The 18,769-nt window shown below is 69.1% G+C and carries 15 protein-coding genes; 13 read left to right on the plus strand and 2 right to left on the minus strand.

Annotated features, from left to right (window positions below; translation table 11 throughout):
- Positions 1-4: 4 nt before the first annotated feature.
- Complete coding sequence (locus B073_RS0115185; protein ID WP_018538936.1) at positions 5-661, minus strand: hypothetical protein; 657 nt, start codon at positions 659-661, stop codon at positions 5-7.
- 512 nt (positions 662-1,173) lie between these two features.
- Between B073_RS0115185 and B073_RS0115190 the strand changes: the two genes are divergently transcribed.
- The 13 genes from B073_RS0115190 (at position 1,174) to B073_RS47145 (ending at position 16,483) form a co-directional block, all read left to right on the plus strand.
- Complete coding sequence (locus B073_RS0115190) at positions 1,174-1,488, plus strand: type VII secretion target (protein ID WP_018538937.1); 315 nt, start codon at positions 1,174-1,176, stop codon at positions 1,486-1,488.
- A 233-nt stretch (positions 1,489-1,721) separates the two neighbouring features.
- Positions 1,722-2,570, plus strand: a complete 849-nt coding sequence (locus B073_RS40005) for a WXG100 family type VII secretion target (RefSeq protein WP_234025084.1) — start codon at positions 1,722-1,724, stop codon at positions 2,568-2,570.
- A 6-nt stretch (positions 2,571-2,576) separates the two neighbouring features.
- Positions 2,577-3,191, plus strand: a complete 615-nt coding sequence (locus B073_RS0115200; RefSeq protein WP_018538939.1) for a hypothetical protein — start codon at positions 2,577-2,579, stop codon at positions 3,189-3,191.
- Positions 3,192-3,629: 438 nt separating this feature from the next.
- A complete protein-coding gene (locus tag B073_RS0115205) occupies positions 3,630-4,373 on the plus strand; it encodes a hypothetical protein (protein WP_018538940.1) in 744 nt (247 codons plus the stop codon).
- 358 nt (positions 4,374-4,731) lie between these two features.
- On the plus strand, positions 4,732-5,112 hold the full coding sequence (locus B073_RS0115210; protein ID WP_026247398.1) for a pilin: 381 nt from the start codon (positions 4,732-4,734) through the stop codon (positions 5,110-5,112).
- A gap of 407 nt (positions 5,113-5,519) precedes the next feature.
- On the plus strand, positions 5,520-7,094 hold the full coding sequence (locus B073_RS43990) for a hypothetical protein (protein WP_078508025.1): 1,575 nt from the start codon (positions 5,520-5,522) through the stop codon (positions 7,092-7,094).
- A gap of 5 nt (positions 7,095-7,099) precedes the next feature.
- The gene (locus B073_RS0115225) at positions 7,100-8,050 is read left to right on the plus strand and encodes a PrgI family protein (protein ID WP_018538944.1); all 951 of its coding nucleotides are present in this window, start codon (positions 7,100-7,102) and stop codon (positions 8,048-8,050) included.
- Positions 8,047-9,921, plus strand: coding sequence for a VirB4 family type IV secretion system protein (locus tag B073_RS40010; protein WP_106731855.1), 1,875 nt, complete (start codon positions 8,047-8,049; stop codon positions 9,919-9,921). The genes B073_RS0115225 and B073_RS40010 overlap by 4 nt, the downstream gene beginning before the upstream one ends.
- Positions 9,922-9,929: 8 nt before the next feature.
- Positions 9,930-12,332 carry a helicase HerA domain-containing protein gene (locus tag B073_RS0115235; protein ID WP_037811750.1) on the plus strand — a complete coding sequence of 801 codons (2,403 nt, stop codon included), beginning with the start codon at positions 9,930-9,932 and terminating at the stop codon, positions 12,330-12,332.
- Between the two features lie 46 nt (positions 12,333-12,378).
- Positions 12,379-13,368 carry a replication-relaxation family protein gene (locus B073_RS0115240; protein ID WP_018538947.1) on the plus strand — a complete coding sequence of 330 codons (990 nt, stop codon included), beginning with the start codon at positions 12,379-12,381 and terminating at the stop codon, positions 13,366-13,368.
- Positions 13,365-14,300, plus strand: coding sequence for a C40 family peptidase (locus B073_RS0115245; RefSeq protein WP_018538948.1), 936 nt, complete (start codon positions 13,365-13,367; stop codon positions 14,298-14,300). Before B073_RS0115240 ends, B073_RS0115245 begins: the two co-directional genes overlap by 4 nt.
- Positions 14,297-15,334 carry a hypothetical protein gene (locus B073_RS0115250; protein ID WP_018538949.1) on the plus strand — a complete coding sequence of 346 codons (1,038 nt, stop codon included), beginning with the start codon at positions 14,297-14,299 and terminating at the stop codon, positions 15,332-15,334. Before B073_RS0115245 ends, B073_RS0115250 begins: the two co-directional genes overlap by 4 nt.
- Before the next feature lie 204 nt (positions 15,335-15,538).
- On the plus strand, positions 15,539-16,483 hold the full coding sequence (locus B073_RS47145; RefSeq protein WP_026247400.1) for a MarR family transcriptional regulator: 945 nt from the start codon (positions 15,539-15,541) through the stop codon (positions 16,481-16,483).
- A 157-nt stretch (positions 16,484-16,640) separates the two neighbouring features.
- Here B073_RS47145 and B073_RS0115260 read toward each other — a convergent pair whose 3' ends face one another.
- Complete coding sequence (locus B073_RS0115260; RefSeq protein WP_158690132.1) at positions 16,641-18,749, minus strand: LamG-like jellyroll fold domain-containing protein; 2,109 nt, start codon at positions 18,747-18,749, stop codon at positions 16,641-16,643.
- Positions 18,750-18,769 lie beyond the last annotated feature (20 nt).

An 18,769-nucleotide genomic window follows, 5' to 3' on the forward strand; every position in this document is an offset into this window, starting at 1 on the left:
CTCATCAGGCGTGGATCGCTGTCAGGGCGACAAGGTCGCTGTGGAGGACGCCTGGGTCGGCGTCGGCAGGCGGGTCGGGGACGAGGTGATCCGCGGCGGGGTGGGCGTGCGCGACGATGACGTGCTGGAGGTAGCGGAAGCCGGCGGTGCGGGCGCAGGCGATGAGGGAGCCGAGCGGGTCGGTCAGGCCGGCGTCGTCGTCGCGGCGCTGGCGGGTGGCCAGCAACAGCAGCCCGTCGGCGGGCAGGAGCCGGTGGGCACGGTGGAAGAAGCCGGCCCAGCCCTCGTCCATGGCCCTGGGCATCTCGCCGACGGTCCCGGGGAGGCCGTCGGTGGGGGCGGGCAGAGCGTTGGGGTGGAGTTCGGCGAGCAGCATCGACAGCCGACTGGGCGAGCCGTCGGTGTAGGTGATGACGGGGGTGCGGGCGTCCATGCCCGGCTCGGCGTCCGGGACGGAGAGCTTCAGCAGCGGCGCGGGGGCTTGGCCGGGGCGGTTGGTGAACTCGGTGCGGATCTTCTCGATCGCCCAGGGCGGCAGCACGGTGCCGGGGGCTGGGACGGCGTCGGGCTGGTCGGGGGCGGGGAGCCAGAGGGTGGTCGGCAGCGGGCGGGGAGTGCGGCGGCGTACAGCGCTTTCGGCGCGGCGGCGGTTTGTGGACATCGGCGGGTGGCGCCCGGGAACGGGTTCCAAGCCGTCTGGTGCTGACGTAAGTGATAGGGAAACGACGGCCCGGAATTGTCATCACCGCTGGGGTGTTCGAATCCATCGAGCGACCACCGGCCCAATGCGTCGACTGAGGCTCGGCTTGAACGGCTGGTCGGCTTCGCACAGGTCAGTGGCCGGTCGAGCCAGTGGCGAGCCACCTGCGAGCCAGTGCTGGGCGGGGCCGTGATCTCCGGGAGCAGAGCCCGAAAATTCTTCGTTTTCGATTCAGGGCGATGGGCCACCGGAGTGGTGCTCACGGTCGTCGGAACCAGGCCACGATTGCTGGCACCGATGATTGTGCTCGCTCTGTGTGAGCCAGCCCGGGCTGCACCAGGAGCTTGTCCGGGAACGTCTGGATCGCGTTAGGGGCCCGTGAAATCCATGCCTTACGCATCCGATCAGCGATGCCTGTCTGCCTACGCTCCCTGGGCATACCGATCACACACGACATCTCCACGGGGACAGCGATGGCGCACGAGCACTTTTCGATCCACCCCGAGCCGGTCACGGCTCTCGGCAAGGACTTCACTGCCTCCGCCGACCACCTCGATAACCGCATCAGCGCCTTCGCCTCACGCGCGGAGAACGTGAACGACGCCTTCGGCGTGATGTCCGAGTCCACCGAGACCCTCTCCCAGTACGTGGAAATGACCCGCCACACCGTGACCGCCCTGCAGCAGTTACGCACCGGACTGCAGCACTACGCCGAGGGTCTGCAGCGCACCGTCGCCACGTACCAGGCATCCGATGCCGCGCAGGCGCAGCAGTTCGGGGGGAAGTGACATGGCCGGTCAGCAGCAGGAGCAGCAGCCGCAGATCGAGAAGAGCTTCGACCTGTTCAACCCCGGCGGGGACCCGTCGGTGCTACAGGCCTGTGCCGAGGCGTGGCGGGGCATGGCCCACGATCTGAAGAGCACGATCGAGACCCAGGACCATGAGGTCCCGGCTCGGCGACAACTGGACCGGTGCCGCCGCCGACGCCTTCCACGCCCACTGGAACCACACCAAGGGCCAGGTGGAGAAGGCGCTGCCGCACTTCGAAACCGTCGCCCAGCAACTGGAACACACCGCGGATGCCATCAAGAAGGCCAACGACGAGGTCCACCGGGTGGCCGAAGAGATCGCCGCGACGGTGGCGATCGGCATCGGCCTGACGGTACTGACCGGCGGCTTCTCCGACGCTGTCGCGGCCGGAGCGGCAGCCGCGGAAGTCGCCGAGGCGGCGGGCGAGGTCACCCGACTCGGGCAACTCCTGATCAAGGTTGCCGAGGTGATGGAGAAGATCAGGACGGCGATGAACAGCAGCAAGCTGCTGAAGTTCGGCTTCGAGTTCGGCAAGAGCATGGACGCCAACTTCATCGGCAATGTCGGCGGGCAGTGGGCCACCGGGCAGAAGGTCACGTGGGGCCAGGACCTCCAGGACGCCGCCGTGTCCGCGGTCGCGGGCACAGGAATCTCCACAGCCGGGAGGCAGCTGGCGCCAAAGGTAGGCCGCTGGGCGCAAGCCGCCGGCGAGCATGGGCAAGCGTGGGCACCGGGCAAGAAACTCGCCGCAGCTCTGGACGACGACCAGTTGCCCGGCAAGATCGCCATGGGCGGGCTGGGCAGTGCGGGCGGGCAGGCCGCAGCGGACGGAGTGGACATCGCCCAGGGGCAGCACAAGGACATCCTGTGGGATGCGGCGTTCAGCGGCGGCGCCGGAGCCGCTGCCGGCGGCGCGAACCACCTGGGTGAAAAGGTCAACGTCGGCGATGGCGAACGCCGTGCCACCAGTCGCGAGTCGTTCCCCGCCTGGCAGGAGGTCCCCGTCGACGGCATTCTCTACGGCGCCGGCAACGCCGCCAACTCTGAACTGGACAGCTGAACCACCGTGTTCGAGGTACGCAAGAGCATCAAACGCTTCCGCAATGACCCGGCCTGGTGCTACCACGCAAAGGATCAGGAGTACCTCGCCACGTTCGAGCATGGCGGCTACCCGTTCAGCCTCGGGCCGGGTGGCCTCGCCATTCGCGACCACCTGCGGGGCGGCGTGAACGGCCGGGAGGTAAGCATGTTCCACCTCCTGGCATGGGGGCGCCTAACAGGAAGTGGGGCAGCGGCCTCGCGGACGTACTCCGTGGCCGTGCTCCCCCTGCCCCGCGCTCTCCCGGCCACTGGCTTCACCAGCCGCCTGCTGTTGTGGGATACCAATGATGGGAAGCGCCGGGCACTTCCGCACTCGTCGAATAGCTACACGTACTTGCCGAACCTCGGCACCCACCTGGTCCGGCACTACTCGATGGAGCACGATTTCGCCGCCCTCATCAACACGCACGCCATGGAGCGACTCATGCACGACGCCCGGCTGGGCTGGCGCATCGAGGGAAACCGCATGATCGGGTGGACGTACGGACGCAAGACCTACGAGGACCTCCTGGCCATGGTCGACACACTCACCACCATCGTCGACGGCTTCCCCGAACAGACATGGCGCTGGCCGGAGTGACAGAAAGCCGACACGGGTCGCCAGCGCGGAGAAGATGAGCGAAGCACGTATGGCACAGCCGCTGCCACCGGACATATGAACCAGTGGCGGGCCACCTGCGAGCCACTGCCGAGCCAGTCCTGGCCGAGGCGGTGGCCTCCGCCAGCACAGCCCGAAAATTCTTTGTGTTCGATTGTCGGGCGATGGGGCACCGGGATGGTGCTGGTCATGTGGGGTGGTCCAGCGGCGGGCCATCGCACATGCCGGGCCAGTGGCTCGGCAATCGCCCGGTGCTGGTGCGCGGGAGGACCGTGAGTGGCGCGGAGGGGTGAGAGGGCTTGCGGCGACAGTGATCGCCACTCCCGCAAGGAGCCGCACATGCACCCCCACCACACCTCCCGCCCCACCGTCCGACGCACTACCTGTACGCGTTCAGCAGGCCGCTCACCTCTGCGGGCGTTGGAGGAGTCCTTCCTCGCGCTTGCCACTGCGGCCCAGCCGCTCACGCTGCCGGCTCATCTGGTGTGTGAGGAGCCGGAGCAGCCTGTGCTTCCCGTTGACCAGATCCGCACCCGCCTTGCCCACGCCGCCACTTCGCCGACGCTGCGTCAGCTGACCTGGTGTGAGGTGGTGCGACGGGCTCAGCGTCTGGGCGATCCGTGGGACCTCGTGGCCGTGGGGATGACGGTTCCGGTGCTGCGCCGGATGCTGGCTCGCCTGGCCTGTCCCGCCCACGTGGAGCGTGCCGAGGTCGAGCAGGAGGCCCTGGCCGCCGTCACCTCTGCCGTGTCCACCGTGGATGCGGGCACCGCGGACGTTGCCCGGGAGCTGTTCGCGGCGGCCGACCGGGCGGTGAACCGGCTGGTGTATGCCGCTCGGCGCCGCATCGAGCAGGAGACGCACCAAGCTGTTCACCTCGGCCGTCTCACCCAGTCGACGGCGCGGACCGCCTGTCGGGCCGCCTCCCCGGAGGTTGGGAGTGGTGAGGCGGAGGACGAGTACGCGGTGTTGGTGCGTGCGGTCAGCGCCGGTGCTGTGGGTGTCGCGGAGGCGCAGCTGATTGCCCGTACGCGGCTGGACGGTGAGCCGATGCAGCGTCTGGCGGATGAGCGGGGTGTGAGCGTGCGTCAGCTCTATCGCCACCGTGCTGCTGCCGAGCAGCAGCTGGCTTCCTATCTGCGCCACCAGATGCGTGGGCAGTAACCCTGAGGCATCTGGGGGACTTTCGGCCAGCGATGTCAGTTTTCGGGGTCACAAGTCCCTATTACCAGTGAACGTCGCAAACCGGATGCGCACCACGCACCCGGCGGTGACGGTCCCCGGCACAGGCCCCCTTCCGGGGCTGCTGCCAGGTCGTTGCCGTGTGGGGTGAACGCACCGTCTCGTGCTGACACCCGAGCCCCTGCTCCCACCGCCTCAAGGAGGACGGCCCCGGGACAGGTTCCGTGTTCACCCCACACCGCACGAACCCCCTGCGATGCGCCTGGTCGCGCCTGGTCGCGTCGCACTTCGACGATCCGCTTTTCCCGTGCCGTGTTGTGTCTGCTGGAGGGCGTCCGCCATGCTCGCAAGATTTCGCCGGCCATACCGGAGGCCAAGCCGCACGAAGGGCCGCTGGGTGACCCGGTTCGCCTTCGTCACGGCGGGCGCTGCGCTGGTGCTGTTGGCGAACTCGCCCCGTGTCTGGGCGGTCGCGGACATTCCCACCGTGATCAAGAATCTGCGGAACTGGGTCGTCGGCATCCTGTCCGGACTCGCCACGCTCTTTCTGACCTTCGGCGGCCTGCGATACCTGATGGCCGGGGGCGACCCGGGTGAAGTCGAGTCCGCGAAGAGGGCCTTGAAGGCCGCGGCTATCGGGTACGGGCTGGCGGTCCTGGCCCCTGCTCTGGTCACCGTGTTGCAGCACATCGTCGGCGTCGGCGGCGGTGAAGGAAAGTGAACCGCGCCAGGCGCCTCACGCGGGCCGTGCCCGCTCTCTGCATCCTGGCAGTGCTCACCCCCGTAGCACTGTCCCCGCAGAACGCCGCGCCGAGAACGGCTTACGCGGCGGCAGCCGCTCGGGCGCCCGCAGCTCCGGAGCCGCCCCAGCCCGCCCCCGGCCCCACCGCCACCGCTCCGAAGCCACCTTCCCTCTCACCGAAACCTGACCCCGTGCCCGGGCCGACCTCCACACCGGGCCGTCCGTCTCCGAAGCCTTCACCGCCCTCGCAGCAGCCTGCACCGCCCTCGCGGCCGTCGTCCCCTGAGCCGAAGCCGGGGCCTACGCCTTCGGCGTGCGAGGCCGAGGGGCGCGAGTGCGTCAAGGACACCTCCTCGGGCTGGGATCTGCTCCCCGACTTCCCCGGGATGATCGTGAACGCGATCACCTCGTTCCTGGGCACGCTGATCGAGCAGGTCATGAAACCGCTCCGCGAGTTTCTGGCCGACACCCTGCTGGCGACCCCCGACGTCACCCAGCACGCCGACGTCAAACGCCTGTGGAAAGCCACGCTGGGGATCACGGTCGGGATCTACGTGCTGTTCGTGACCGCCGGCGGCATCACCGTCATGGGCTACGAGACCGTCCAGACCCGCTACGCCCTCAAACAGATTCTCCCCCGGCTGCTGTTGGGAATCGTCGCGGCGACCAGCTCGCTGACCGTGATGAGCAAGGCTGTCATTCTGTCCAACGCCCTCGCCCACGCCATCATGGCCACCGATCTTGCCGACGCCGGGCAGGGCATGGTCGAACGCGTCCTGCCGTTCGCCCTGTTCAAGGTGGCCGGGCTGAAGCTGTATCTGCTGCTGTTGGCGATCATGATGATCGCGCTGCTGCTGGCGGTGATGATCGGCTTCATGGTGCGGGCCGCGGTACTGGCACTGGTGGCCGTCTGCGGACCCCTCGCTCTCGCCTGCCACGCCCACCCGCTGACCGATCCGATCGCACGGCTGTGGTGGCGGGCCCTGGCCGGGTGCCTGGTCATTCAGGTCGCGCAGTCGATCACGTTCGTTCTCGCCCTCCGGCTGTTCTTCGCTCCAGGTGCCTCGACGCTGGGCATCCCTAAGGCCGACCAGCTGGGCACGCTGCTCGCCGGACTCGGCCTGTTCTGGGTGCTGTTCAAGATCCCCGGCTGGACCATGCAAGTCATCCTGCGCGGCACCCCCGCCCACAGCCCCCATGCACCTTCTGCCGTACGGGTGCTCAAGCACCTGGCGCTGTACCGGCTCATGGACCACTACGTGCCCGGCATGAGCCTTCTACGGCGCCGGCCCGGCGGAGGCGGCGCAGCGGGACTCGGGCCAGGCCGTGGAGGGCCGGCGGGTGGCGGGGGACGTCCTGGTCCAGGTGGGGGCGGCGGTGGCGGTCGGCCCTCTGCAACAGGGCCGGGGAGCAGGAGAGGTGGTTCGCGACGAACGTTGCTTCCCCGCGGTGGTTCCTCCTCAGGACGTTCCCAGGCGCGAACCGCCACCGGTGGCCGGTCGGCACCGGCACCGACAGCCCCGGCAGCAGGCGGGGCACTTCCGGCGACGGCCATCGCCAACGCGTCCTCACGGACTCCCTCAGGTACTACTTCCGGCGTCCAGGCTGCTCTACGTCCCGGCCCACGCTCCGCCCCTCTCAGCCGTACACCGACAGGTCCCCGTTTCGTACTTCGTCCCAGCCCGCCCCGTCGGATCCGGCAACTCGCCTGCCCTGTCACCACCGAGCGCATCCCACCCCGGGCGGCCCGACCAACACAGACGTCGCTGCCGATCCATGCCGAATGCACAACCACGCCTACGCCCGGCTCCCCCACCCGGCGGGCCACTCCACCGCCTGCCTTCCCCTCGGCAGCACCACAGTCACGGCCACTGCCCCTCCGCACTCCCGCCGCACACGTACCCCCACGGCCGCCGCGCCCCCTGCAGCTGCGGCTGCCCCTCGAACCACCCCGGAGGTAGGTCCCATGGCAGCACCAGACGACCCAACCAACACCCCATACGCCACACGTATCCCTGCAGACATCTCCCGCCCCGACCGCCTCCTGGGCCCCTTCACCGCCCGGCAGACCGCCGTCCTCGCCGCCGCGGCCGTCACGCTGTACGGCGGCTGGTGGGCAACACGCGCCTTCATGGCACCGCTCGCCTACGCGGCCCTGGCCGCCCCCATTGCCGGAGCCGTGGCAGCGCTCGCGCTCGGCCACCGGGAAGGCGTCGGCCTGGGCCGCTTCCTGCTCGCCGCGCTCACCCACACGCGCACGCCCAAGCGTCGCGTACACGCCCCCGAAGGCGTTCCCCCACTGCCGGCCATCGTGCCGCATCGCTGGGCCAAGGCCGCAGGTCCGCCCCCGGCCGCCATGCGCATGCCCCACGGCGGCATCACTGCGGAAGGGGTGCTCGGCCTGGGCAGCGAGGGAGCCGCGGCCATGGCGAGGTGTTCCACGGTCAACTTCGAGCTGCGTTCGGCGGCCGAACAACAAGGGCTGACCGCCGCGTTCGCCCGCTGGCTCAACTCCCTCACCGGACCGACACAGTTGCTGGTGCGTTCCCACCACGTCGACCTCACCCCGCTGGCCGATGCCTTGCACCACGGGGCCGCCGCCCTGCCGCACCCGGCACTGGAAGCAGCCGCCCACGCGCACGCCGACTTCCTCACCGACCTCGCCGCCGGCGGCAACCTCATCGGCCGGCAGATCCTGCTCGTCGCCCGCGAGGAATCCCCCACCTCCAGCGTCATGGGCACTGCGAGCGCGGGGCGGGTGCTCCAGCGCCTTGACGAGGCCGCCCGCGCCCTGGCACCGGCCGAGATCACCGTCACGCCCCAGGACGGCCCGGCCAGCACCCGCCTGGTGCACGCGGCCTGCAACCCCGACACACCCACCCCGCACAGGACCGCATCGGAAGGTGACCTCACGTGACTCAACGTCTTCTCCGCCGCCGTCACCGCCCAGCCCCCACCACCGACGGTGCGGCATTGCTCAACGCGCCTGGTCCCGAGGCCATCGAGGTGCACGCCCGCGCCCTGGCCATCGGCGCCGACCTGACCACCACGCTTGTGGTCACCGGCTACCCGTCGGAGGTCACCCCCGGCTGGCTCGCCCCCCTGATGAACTTCCCAGGGCATCTCGACATCGCCCTGCACATCGAGCCCGTCCCCAACCCGGTGGCCGCCGCCGGACTGAAGAAGCAGCGCGCCCGCCTGGAATCCGGCCGCCGCACCGGCTTCGACAAAGGCCGCCTGGACGACCCCGAAGTGGAAGCCGCCGCTGCGGACGCCGCGGAACTCGCCTACCGCATCGCCCGCGGCGAAGGAAAACTCTTCCATCTCGCCCTGTACCTGACCGTGCACGCGCCGAACGAGGACACCCTCGCCGAGCAGGCTGCCGCCGTCCGCGCCATCGCCGAGTCCCTGCTCATGACAGTCGCGCCCACGACCTACCGGGCACTCCCCGGCTGGCTGGCCACCCTCCCGCTCGGCCTCGACACCCTCAAGATCCGCCGCACCTTCGACACCGCGGCACTGGCCACGTGCTTCCCCTTCACCAGCCCCGACCTACCGGTTGTCACAGGCGACGACGGCGTGGCCTCGGGAGTGCTGTACGGACTGAACGCGGTCTCCGGTGCCCCCGTGATGTGGGACCGCTTCGCGCAGGACAACTACAACTCCGTCATCCTGGCCCGCTCTGGCGCCGGCAAGTCCTACCTGGCCAAACTCGAACTGCTGCGGCTGCTGTTCACCGGTGTCACCGCCTCGGTCATCGACCCGGAGGACGAGTACGTCCGCCTCGCCGAGGCCGTCGGCGGGCACGTGGTGCGGCTGGGTACGGAAGGTGTATGCCTCAACCCCTTCGACCTCCCGGTATCCGCACGCGACAGTGAAGACGCCCTGACGCGGCGCGTGCTGTTCCTGCACACCTTCCTCACCGTCCTGCTCGGCACCGACCTGACCGCCGCCGAGAAAGCGGTGCTGGACAGAGCGATCCTCGGCACGTACACCCATGCAGGGATCACCGCGGATCCTCGGACCTGGCAGCGCACTCCGCCCACGCTCGCCGACCTGGCCACCGTCCTGAACGAGGACGGCAGCGAGGTGGCCACGGGCCTCGCCGACCGACTGGTCCCCTACACCACCGGCTCGCACGCCCACCTGTTCAACGGTCCCAGCACCGCTGCTACCTCCGGGCACCTGGTCGTCTACGCGCTCCTCGGCCTGCCGGAAGAGGTCACGGCCCCGGCGATGCTGCTCGCTCTGGACGCCATCTGGCGGCAAGTCACCTCCCGTCCGAGCGCGGGCCGCCATCTGGTCGTGGTGGACGAGGCATGGCGGCTGATGCGTGAGGGGGCCGGCGCCCGCTTCCTGTTCCGCATGGCCAAAGCCGCCCGCAAACGCTGGACCGGACTGGCGATCGTCACCCAGGACGCTGACGATGTCCTCGCCTCACCGCTGGGCCGGGCCATCGTCTCGAACGCAGCCACTCAGATCCTGCTCCGCCAGGCCCCACAGGCCATCGACACCATCAGCGAGAACTTCCACCTCTGCCACGGCGAGCGGGAATTCCTCCTCTCTGCCTCCCGAGGCGAGGCGCTGCTGCTTACCGGGGACCGCCGCCACAAGGTCGCCCTGATCAGCGTCGCCGCTCCGGGCGAACACGACGTGATCACGACTGACCCCAGCGAGCTGTTCAGCGCCGTCACCGCTCAGCACCCAAGAGATGAGGGATCCGTCTACGCCGATGGCTGCGCAGACGACAGCACCTGCGGCGACGGCGACGAGGGGCGGATGCTGTGACCGGCCCCATGCTGCGAGCCATCGCGCCGCCGGGCGGACCGTTGGTGGACTTCCTCATCCACCCTGAGATGTTCGCCGCCACCGCGCTCCATGCCACCCTCGCCTGGTGCACCGCGGCTGCGCCCCTCCTGATCCCCACCGTCTTCGTGTCCGCAGCATGCGGGTGCGCAGCCCGGCGCCGTCTGCTGCGTTCGCGTCAGCAACGTCTTGCCGATGGTGCCCGCTGCGTGGAGATCCTCGCTCCGCCCCATGTCGCGCCCAAGGGCGGCGAGGTCCTGTGGGCTCAGCTCTCCGGTTTGCTGCGCCCGTGGTGGCGCCGCCTGTCCACTGGCCAGCCCCACCTCTCCTTCGAATACACCTGGTCGCACAGCGGCCTGCGCATCTGCATCTGGGTCCCAGGCACCGTCCCGATGGGCCTGGTGTGCCGCGCCGTCGAAGCCGCCTGGCCCGGCGCCCACACCCGCGTCACCGCACCCGCTCCCCTCCTCCCGGACTCAGACGACGCCGTCGCCCGCACGGCCGGGGGCCTGCGGCCAGCCCGCCCCGATGTCCTCCCTCTCCGCTCCGATCACCCCACCGACCCTCTACGCGCCCTGCTCCAGGCCGCCACCGGCATGGCCGACCATGAATCGGCCTGCGTGCAGATCCTGGCCCGCCCCGCCACCGGCCGCGCCCTGCGCCGTGCCCGCCGCCAGGCACGGCGGCTCAAGGCCGGCCACGCCCCAGCCCGCCTTTCCGCCCTGGCCGCGCTCCTCCTCCACCGTGCTCAACCCGCCGCCACCGGCAAGCAGGACCCCGACCACGGCACCGCCGTACGTCAGATGGTGGCCAAACAATCCGGCGCCCAGTGGCAGTGCACCCTCACCTACGCCGCCGCCTGCTCATCGAAGGCCGACCGGGCACAGGATGTGGCGCGGGGCCGGGCCCATGCCATCGCCTCCGCCTTCGGCCTGTACGCCGACCGCAACTACCTCACCCGCACCCGCCTCCGTCACCCCGAACCACGTCTCACCGCCCGACAGTTCCCCGCCTCCTGCCCGGCGCTGCTCTCGGTGCCCGAGCTCGCCGCCCTCGCCCACCTCCCCTACGACCCCGACGCCCCCGGCCTACGACGAGCCGGCGCCCGCTCCGTCCTCCCACCCCCACAGATCCCCAAGCCCACCCCCGGCAACGGCGTCAAACCCCTGGGCCACTCCGATACCGGTGCCCGCCGCGGCGTAGGTCTCGCCGTCGCCGACGCCCGCCACCACCTGCACGTCATGGGCGCAACCGGCTCTGGCAAGTCCACCCTGATCGCCAACCTCGTCCTCGACGACGTCCGCAATCACCGCGGCGTCATCGTCATCGACCCCAAGGGCGACCTGGTCACGGACCTGTTGGACCGCCTGCCCGACACCTGCGCCGACCGCCTCGTCCTCATCGACCCCGACGATCCCCACACGCCCCCGTGCCTGAACGTGCTCGACGGCACCGACATCGACGTCGTCGTGGACAACATCACTGGCATCTTCCGCCGGATCTTCACCGCCTTCTGGGGACCCCGCACCGACGACGTCATGCGCGCCGCCTGCCTGACCCTCCTCAAACACCGCAACCGCACTAGCCAGTTGGTCACTCTCGCCGACGTTCCCCGTCTACTGGGCGAGTCCGCCTACCGGCTGCGGATCGTCCCCGCCCTCCAAGACCCGGTCCTGCGAGGCTTCTGGGCCTGGTACGAGTCGATGTCCGAACCCTCCCGCGCCGCGGTGGTCGGCCCGGTCATGAACAAGCTGCGTGCCTTCCTGCTGCGCGACTTCGCCCGCCGCGCCATCTCCGCCGGCCCCTCCACCTTCGACCTCACCGACGTCCTCAACGGCGGCATCCTGCTGGCACGCCTCCCCAAAGGAGCCCTCGGGGAGGAGACCGCCCGTCTGCTGGGCTCCTTCATCGTCGCCGGCACCTGGCAGGCCGCCTCAGCCCGCGCCCGTACCCCTGAACGCCAGCGCGTCGACGCCACTCTCAGCATCGACGAGGCTCACAACTTCCTGGTGCTGCCCTACCCGTTGGAGGACATGCTCGCTGAGGCCCGCGGCTACCGCCTGTCCATGCTCCTGGCCCACCAGCACCTCGCCCAGCTCCCCCGCGACCTGCGCGAAGGCATCTCCGCCAACGCCCGCAACAAGGTCTTCTTCAACGCCTCCCCCGAGGACTCCAACGCACTGGAACGCCACACCCTGCCCACCCTCGCCGCGCACGACCTCGCCCACCTCGGCCCCTACCAGGCCGCCGCCCACCTCCTGACCAACGGCGCGGAATCCACCGCCTTCACCCTCACCACCCACCCCCTGCCACCCCCGGTACCCGGCCGCGCCAAAGACCTGCGAACCGCTTCCGCCTCCCGCACCGGCCCACGACAAGCCACCCGCCCCTGACCAACCACCCCACCAGTCCCTCCGCCCTACCCAACGGTGATCCGCCATGCCCGCACTCCCCCGCCCCGCCTCCGGCCCCGGCTCCCGCTACACCGCCCGCGCCGCAACCAGCCGCACCCGCCCCACCCAACACACCGACATCGCCGCCCTGGCCCGCCGCCTCACCACCCGCGACCTGTGGCTGGTCCGCATGCTCCACGAGCACCGCGTGCTGACCACCCACCAGATCACCCGCCTCGCCTACACCTCACTCCGCTCCGCCCAACGCCGCCTACGCGCCCTCCACCACCACGCGGTCGTGGACTCCTTCCGCCCCCTGACCCAGACCGGCTCCGCCCCCGAGCACTACACCCTCGGCCCCGCCGGAGCCGCCCTCCTCGCCGCCCAGGCCGGTCTCGACTCCGAAGCCGTCGGCTGGCGCCCCACCCACACCGGCCGCATCGCCTACTCCCCCTCCCTCGGCCACGACCTCGGCGTCAACGACCTCCTCACCCACCTCGCCGCCCACACCCACACCACCCCCGCCGCCTGCCTCGCCCTCTGGCTCTCCGAACGCTCCGCAGCCCGTCGCTGGGGCGACATCATCCGCCCCGACGCCTACGCCCACTACCACGACGGTGACCGCCTGCTGCCCTTCTTCCTCGAATACGACACCGGCAGCCAACCCCTCGCCCGCGTCGAAGCCAAACTCACCGGCTACGCCGCCTTCACCACCGCCACCAGCACTCGCCCGGCCCTGCTCATCCACACCCGCACCCAGTCCCGCGACCAAGCCCTGCGACATCGCCTCGCCAACACAGCAAGAGACTTGGGGCTGAACGTGGCGACCTCATCCGCCGACTTCACCACCACCGAACCCTGGGGCCCCTGGTGGGCACCACTCCAACCCGGCGCCCGCCGCACCACCCTCGCCACCCTCACTGACCACTGGCCCACCCTCAGCCCCGCCTCCGGCCTGGAACCAACAGACGTCGACACACCCCTCACCCTCCTCGTACCCCCACAACCGCCCGCCGCTCCCAAGGCCGGATCGTGAGCTCCCTGCTCACAAAGGCGATCACCGGCATCAGCTGCACAGTCCTGGCCCTGCCACTCCTCGCCGCCCTCACCATCGCCGCAGCGCTCGGCGGACTTCCCGCGGACAGCAGCGCACCGACGTCCCCGAGCACACACGCCCTGAACGACATCCCGTCCCGCATGCTCGCCCTGTACCAGCGCGCCGCCCTCGCCTGCCCCGGCCTGTCCTGGACCGTCCTCGCCGCCATCGGCAAGACCGAGACCGACCACGCCCGCAACCCCACCATGATCTCCACCGCAGGCGCCGTCGGACCGATGCAGTTCCTCCCCTCCACCTTCCAGTCGTACGCCCACCCCGTGCCCCCCGGAGGAAGAACGCCGCCCACCCCCTGGGACCCAGTCGACGCCGTATATGCCGCAGCACGCCTGCTGTGCGCCAACGGCGCCCGAGGCGGCAAGAACCTCCAGACAGCGATCTTCGTCTACAACCACTCCCACGCCTACGTCAGCCAAGTCCTCGCGACGGCACGCAGGTACACGACCATCGCTCCAACCCCAACTGGCGCTGGTACCGAGGCCGTTGCCTTCGCCCGTGCCCAGCTCGGCACTCCCTACGTCTGGGGTGGCAACGGACCCTCTGACGGCGGCTTCGACTGCTCCGGCCTCACCCAAGCCGCCTACCGAGCCGCAGGCATCCGCCTCCCCCGCGTCGCACAAGCCCAATACGACACCAGCCCCCATGTCCCAAAGGACACTCAACTGGCCCCGGGCGACTTGCTGTTCTTCGGGACCAGCCCGGACCACATCGCTCACGTCTCGCTGTTCATCGGCGCCGGACAGGCGATCGACGCACCGCACTCCGGAGCGGTCGTCCGTCAGGGCCCGGCACGCACAACCGCTTCCTCCTTCCAAGGGGCAACCAGGCCCACAGCCCGTAGGGGAGATCGGTGAAGCAGATCGAAGCCCGCGAGGCCATCAGCCTCCTCAGATCGATGACCCGGGTCCTGTGCGTCGTGGGGATCCTGGCGCTGGTCTTCACCACGGTCAACGTCACCCGATTCGCCACCAGCCGCGACGTCCCCCTCCCCATCGCCGTCCTCCTCGACCCCATAATCGGCACCGCGCTCGCCGGCGTTTTGTACGTCGACGCACGCCTGGCCGCCTGGGGCATCACCCCACCCGCCTGGTCCACCACCCTGCGCTGGAGCGCCGGCTCCACCGCCGCCCTCATGAACACCTGGCAAAGCCTCTGGCCCGACGGCCAGATCGGCTGGCCCCACCACGCCGACCCCGCAGCCGTCCTCCTCCACCTCACCCCCGCCCTCCTCCTCATCGCCCTCACCGAAACCATCGCCGCCTACCGCCGCACCATCACCCACCTCCTCGACCACCTCACCTCCCCAAACCCGCCCACCGCCCACACCCTCCGACCGCCCACCGCCCCCATCACCGCGGCCGCCCGACCGCCGACCGCCCACCGGCCGCCCGCCTCCACTCCGGCCGGCGAAACCGACCGCTGTCCAACCACGGTCACTACCCCCGCCAGCACAAACAGGGACCCAACCGGGTCCGAGACCGGCGACAACACACCCAACGGCCAGCCCCCGCCCACCGACCGCCCACCGGTCGGTACGGGGGCGGCAGACGCCGACGTATGGCCCCAGGCCCTCGCCCTCGATGAAGCCGCCCGCGCCACCACCGGCAAACCGGTCACCGCCTGGCGGCTACGCAACGAACTCGGCGTCGGCTCCAAACGCGCCCGCCGACTCCACAACCAACTCCAAACCCACCACACCGACCGCCCACCCCGATCGGATGAACCCGCCCCGCCCACGGCACCGCCCGGATCACCGACCACCCGCACACCGGGACCGCCCCCACACACCGCCCCAACCGGGACACGCCACCCCCGCTCTCCAAGCTCCGCCCCATCGACCGCACCATCCACCCTGACCAGCAGCAATTCTGGCAATCCCCTCGCTTGACATCCCCCACGGTTCGAGCGTCCATGGTCGTGGCCGCCGAGCCCAGTGGGTTCCCCAGCGTGAACCCGCCCTCGTCACAGCCACGTTCGCCCGGATGAACGCGCCGCGCACGCGCCGGCGAACACCGCGGCCCGACAACGCAGCGCCGCACCCCGGCCGGGGACCTCAACGACCCACACTGCATTCGGAATCGAGGACCCCAACATGTCCGACACCAACCCCGACACCACACCCACGCCAGACAACGCCTCCGCCCCGGAACCGCCCACGGGCCTGACCGGCGCAGCCGCCGCTGTCTACACCGAACTGATCGGCCAGACCGAACCCGTCACCGTCGCCGAACTCGCCCACGCCGCAGGCATCGGCCACTCCACGGCCGGACGCGCCGTAACCACCCTGGAGAAGCGCGGCCTCGCCGCCCGAACCCCCGGCGGCCACGACGGCCCCCGCCGCATGCCCGACCTCTGGCACCCCGTACCCCCGACGCCCACCTCCGAGACCACTAACACGCCAGAGCACGACGCACAGCCCGCCGACACACAGCCGCAAAGCACTCCCACCGATTCCGCGGAACGCGTCAACAACGACGTAGAAGGCGATGAGGAAACGTCCGAGGACAGGACGTCCAGCACCACCCCAGCCCCTGTCCCCGACGACCCCAACCCCACCATCACGGACGACACCGACCTGCCCACGGACACCCCGCCCGATGTCCCCGATACGCCGGCCGCCGACAACACCGACCCCAGCACCGAGCCGGAAGCCGACACCCCTCACGTAGAAGCGTCCCAGGGCACCGAGCAGCCCGACGGCAACAACAGCCAGGAAGACGGCCCGCAGTGCGGGGATGACGACGCCCCCGTGTCGAGCGAAGCCGCCGAGGCGCATAGGGCACCGGCGCAACCGGCACCGACCAAGGACGGGCGGCTCGCACCAGGCGCACTCCGACAGATGGTCACCGACCACCTCCACGCACACCCCGACGAGGCATTCACCGCCACCCGCATCAGCCGCGTCATCGAGAAGTCCTCAGGCGCCATCGCCAACGCCCTCGTCAAACTGGTCGGATCGGGAATCGCCGAACAGGTCACCGACCAGCCGCGAACCTTCCGGCTGGCCCAGGCCACCAAGGCGGCCGACAACGGTTAGCCACACACACCGGACCGGGCGTACCCCGCAGACCAAGCGGGGTACGCCCTCGTGTGTCCTGGTCCCTCACGTGCCCAGCGAACGGAATGTATTCGTGTCAGGGGCCCGTCCCCTCACGTGGCGTCAACGCGCCCGTAAGTCTCGCTGGAGTGTCCTGTCAGCGAGGGGTGACGGTTGGGGCGCAGTGGGATCTCCTCCATTGCAGGTACTGGTCCGGGCGATTGGTGATTATTCCGTCAACGCCCCACGACGTCGCGGCCTGCCAGTCACCTTCATAGTCGACTGTCCAGACGAACGTCTTGACCCCGGCTGCCTTGAGCTGGTCCACCACCGAATGCCGGGCCGAGAGTCCCTTGAAGCTCACCGCATACGCAGTGAGAGAGAATTTTCTGGCCGTCGCCACGGGATCGGCATCGAGGTTGTCCCGGAGCAAGGCGACCTTGAATTTGTACGGTGACGAAGCCGCGTACTGCACCACAGTCTCGTCGAAGGACTGGACCATCGTGCGTTCGGTCATTCCGGCCTCGGAGACGAGCCTGAGAGCGTGATTCACGTCCGTGGGTGTTTGCGGCCCCTTTATTTCCAGGAGAAGCTGGGCGGACCTGACTTTGGGTGAGGACAGCACCTGCTCGAGGGTGGGGACGCGTCCTCCGCCCTTCATCGTCAGCTTGGATATCTCTGCTGCCGTGAGCTGATCAATGCGTCCCTGACCGTCGGTCATCCTGTCCACGGTCTCGTCGTGCATGATGACCGGTTGGCCGTCCTTGGTGAACTGCACATCAGTTTCAACCCAGTCCGCACCGCGGTCAATCGCCACCTCCAGCGAGGCGACTGTATTCTCCGTGGCGATCTTCGGGGCACCACGGTGTCCGACAGTTTGAATAGACGAGCAATCGACGAGAGGGGTCTCCGCGGAGATGCGGACGTCGTCGATTGTTCCGGCGAAGTATTCCTGCCAGGTGCCCTTGTAGAAGAGTCGACCGATTTGCAGTCCGCCATTAGCCCGCCACGGAGTTGTGAATTTCGTCGACTCCTGGAGCTCACCGTTCAGGGACAGCGATACCGTCTGCTTGGCCGCGTCGTACACGCCGGTCAGCTGCGTCCAGACACCCGTCTGCGCTACGTCCTTGCTTATCGAGCGGACGATCGGCGTGTCGTCGGTATCCTTGGCATGCCGATTGAAGATCCATTTGTCGTAGTACTTGGAGTAGTACAGCTGAAACCCGCTGGCGTGGTCACCGGCCTGGGACAGAAACGTGTAATTGCGGTCCTTGTTGTCGAGCCTGACCCAGGCTGATACCGAGAACGACTTGGTGGTGTCCACCACCGGTCCAGCCGTGGCCGCGTATGCGGATGTTCCGTTCAGCTTCAACGCGGTGCCGATCTTACCTTCGACGCCCAGTTCGGCTCCGCCGCCGGCCAGGGTCGCCACCGGCCCTGCGCCCTTGCCTCCGCTGACCGTTGCGCTACCTGATGCCTCATCCAGCGGGAAGGAGGCCAGCTCTTGCAGGTGTGCCGGAAGAGCGCCGCGAGCGATGGCGGTGGCATCGGCCGGTGTTATGGCCGACTGCGCGATCCGAACATCGTCGATGAGGCCGTGTGCGTTTTCCTGCCAGGTGCTCTTGTAGAAGAGTCGGCCGATTTGCAGTCCGCCATTTGCCCGCCACGGAGTTGTGAATTTCGTCGACTCCTGGAGTTCACCATTCACGAACAGGGATACCGTCTGATGGCTCGCATCATAGGAACCAGTCAGATGAGTCCAGGCGCCTGGCTGCGCGGCTTCCGCGCTTGTTACCCGAGTGATCTCGGTGTCATTCGTGTCGGTAGAGTGCCGGTTGAAGATCCATTTGTCATAGTACTTGGAGTAGTACAGCTGAAACCCGCTGGCGTGGTCACCGGCCTGGGACAGAAACGTGTAATTGCGGTCCTTGTTGTCGAGCCTGACCCATGCTGATACCGAGAACGACTTGGTGGTGTCCACCACCGGTCCAGCCGTGGCCGCATACGCCGATGTCCCGTTCAAACGCAGTGCAGTGCCGGACTTTCCGACAGCACCCAACTCGGCACCACCACCCAGTCGCGCGAAAAACTCCTTGGCTGCGCCCCCCGACACCCGCCGTGAACCAGCGCCCTCATTGAGGGTGAAATTCGCATTCTCGGCCGAGAGTGTCGTCTCGGCGGCGGGGGATTGCGCACTAGATGATGCCGCTAACCAGTCACTCGATACTGCCATCCACAGGGTTGCGGCAAGTACCGTTATCAACATCAATGGCAGTATGAACCCGC

The sequence above is a fragment of the Streptomyces sp. MspMP-M5 genome, assembly GCF_000373585.1.
In the GTDB taxonomy this organism is placed as follows: Bacteria; Actinomycetota; Actinomycetes; order Streptomycetales; family Streptomycetaceae; genus Streptomyces.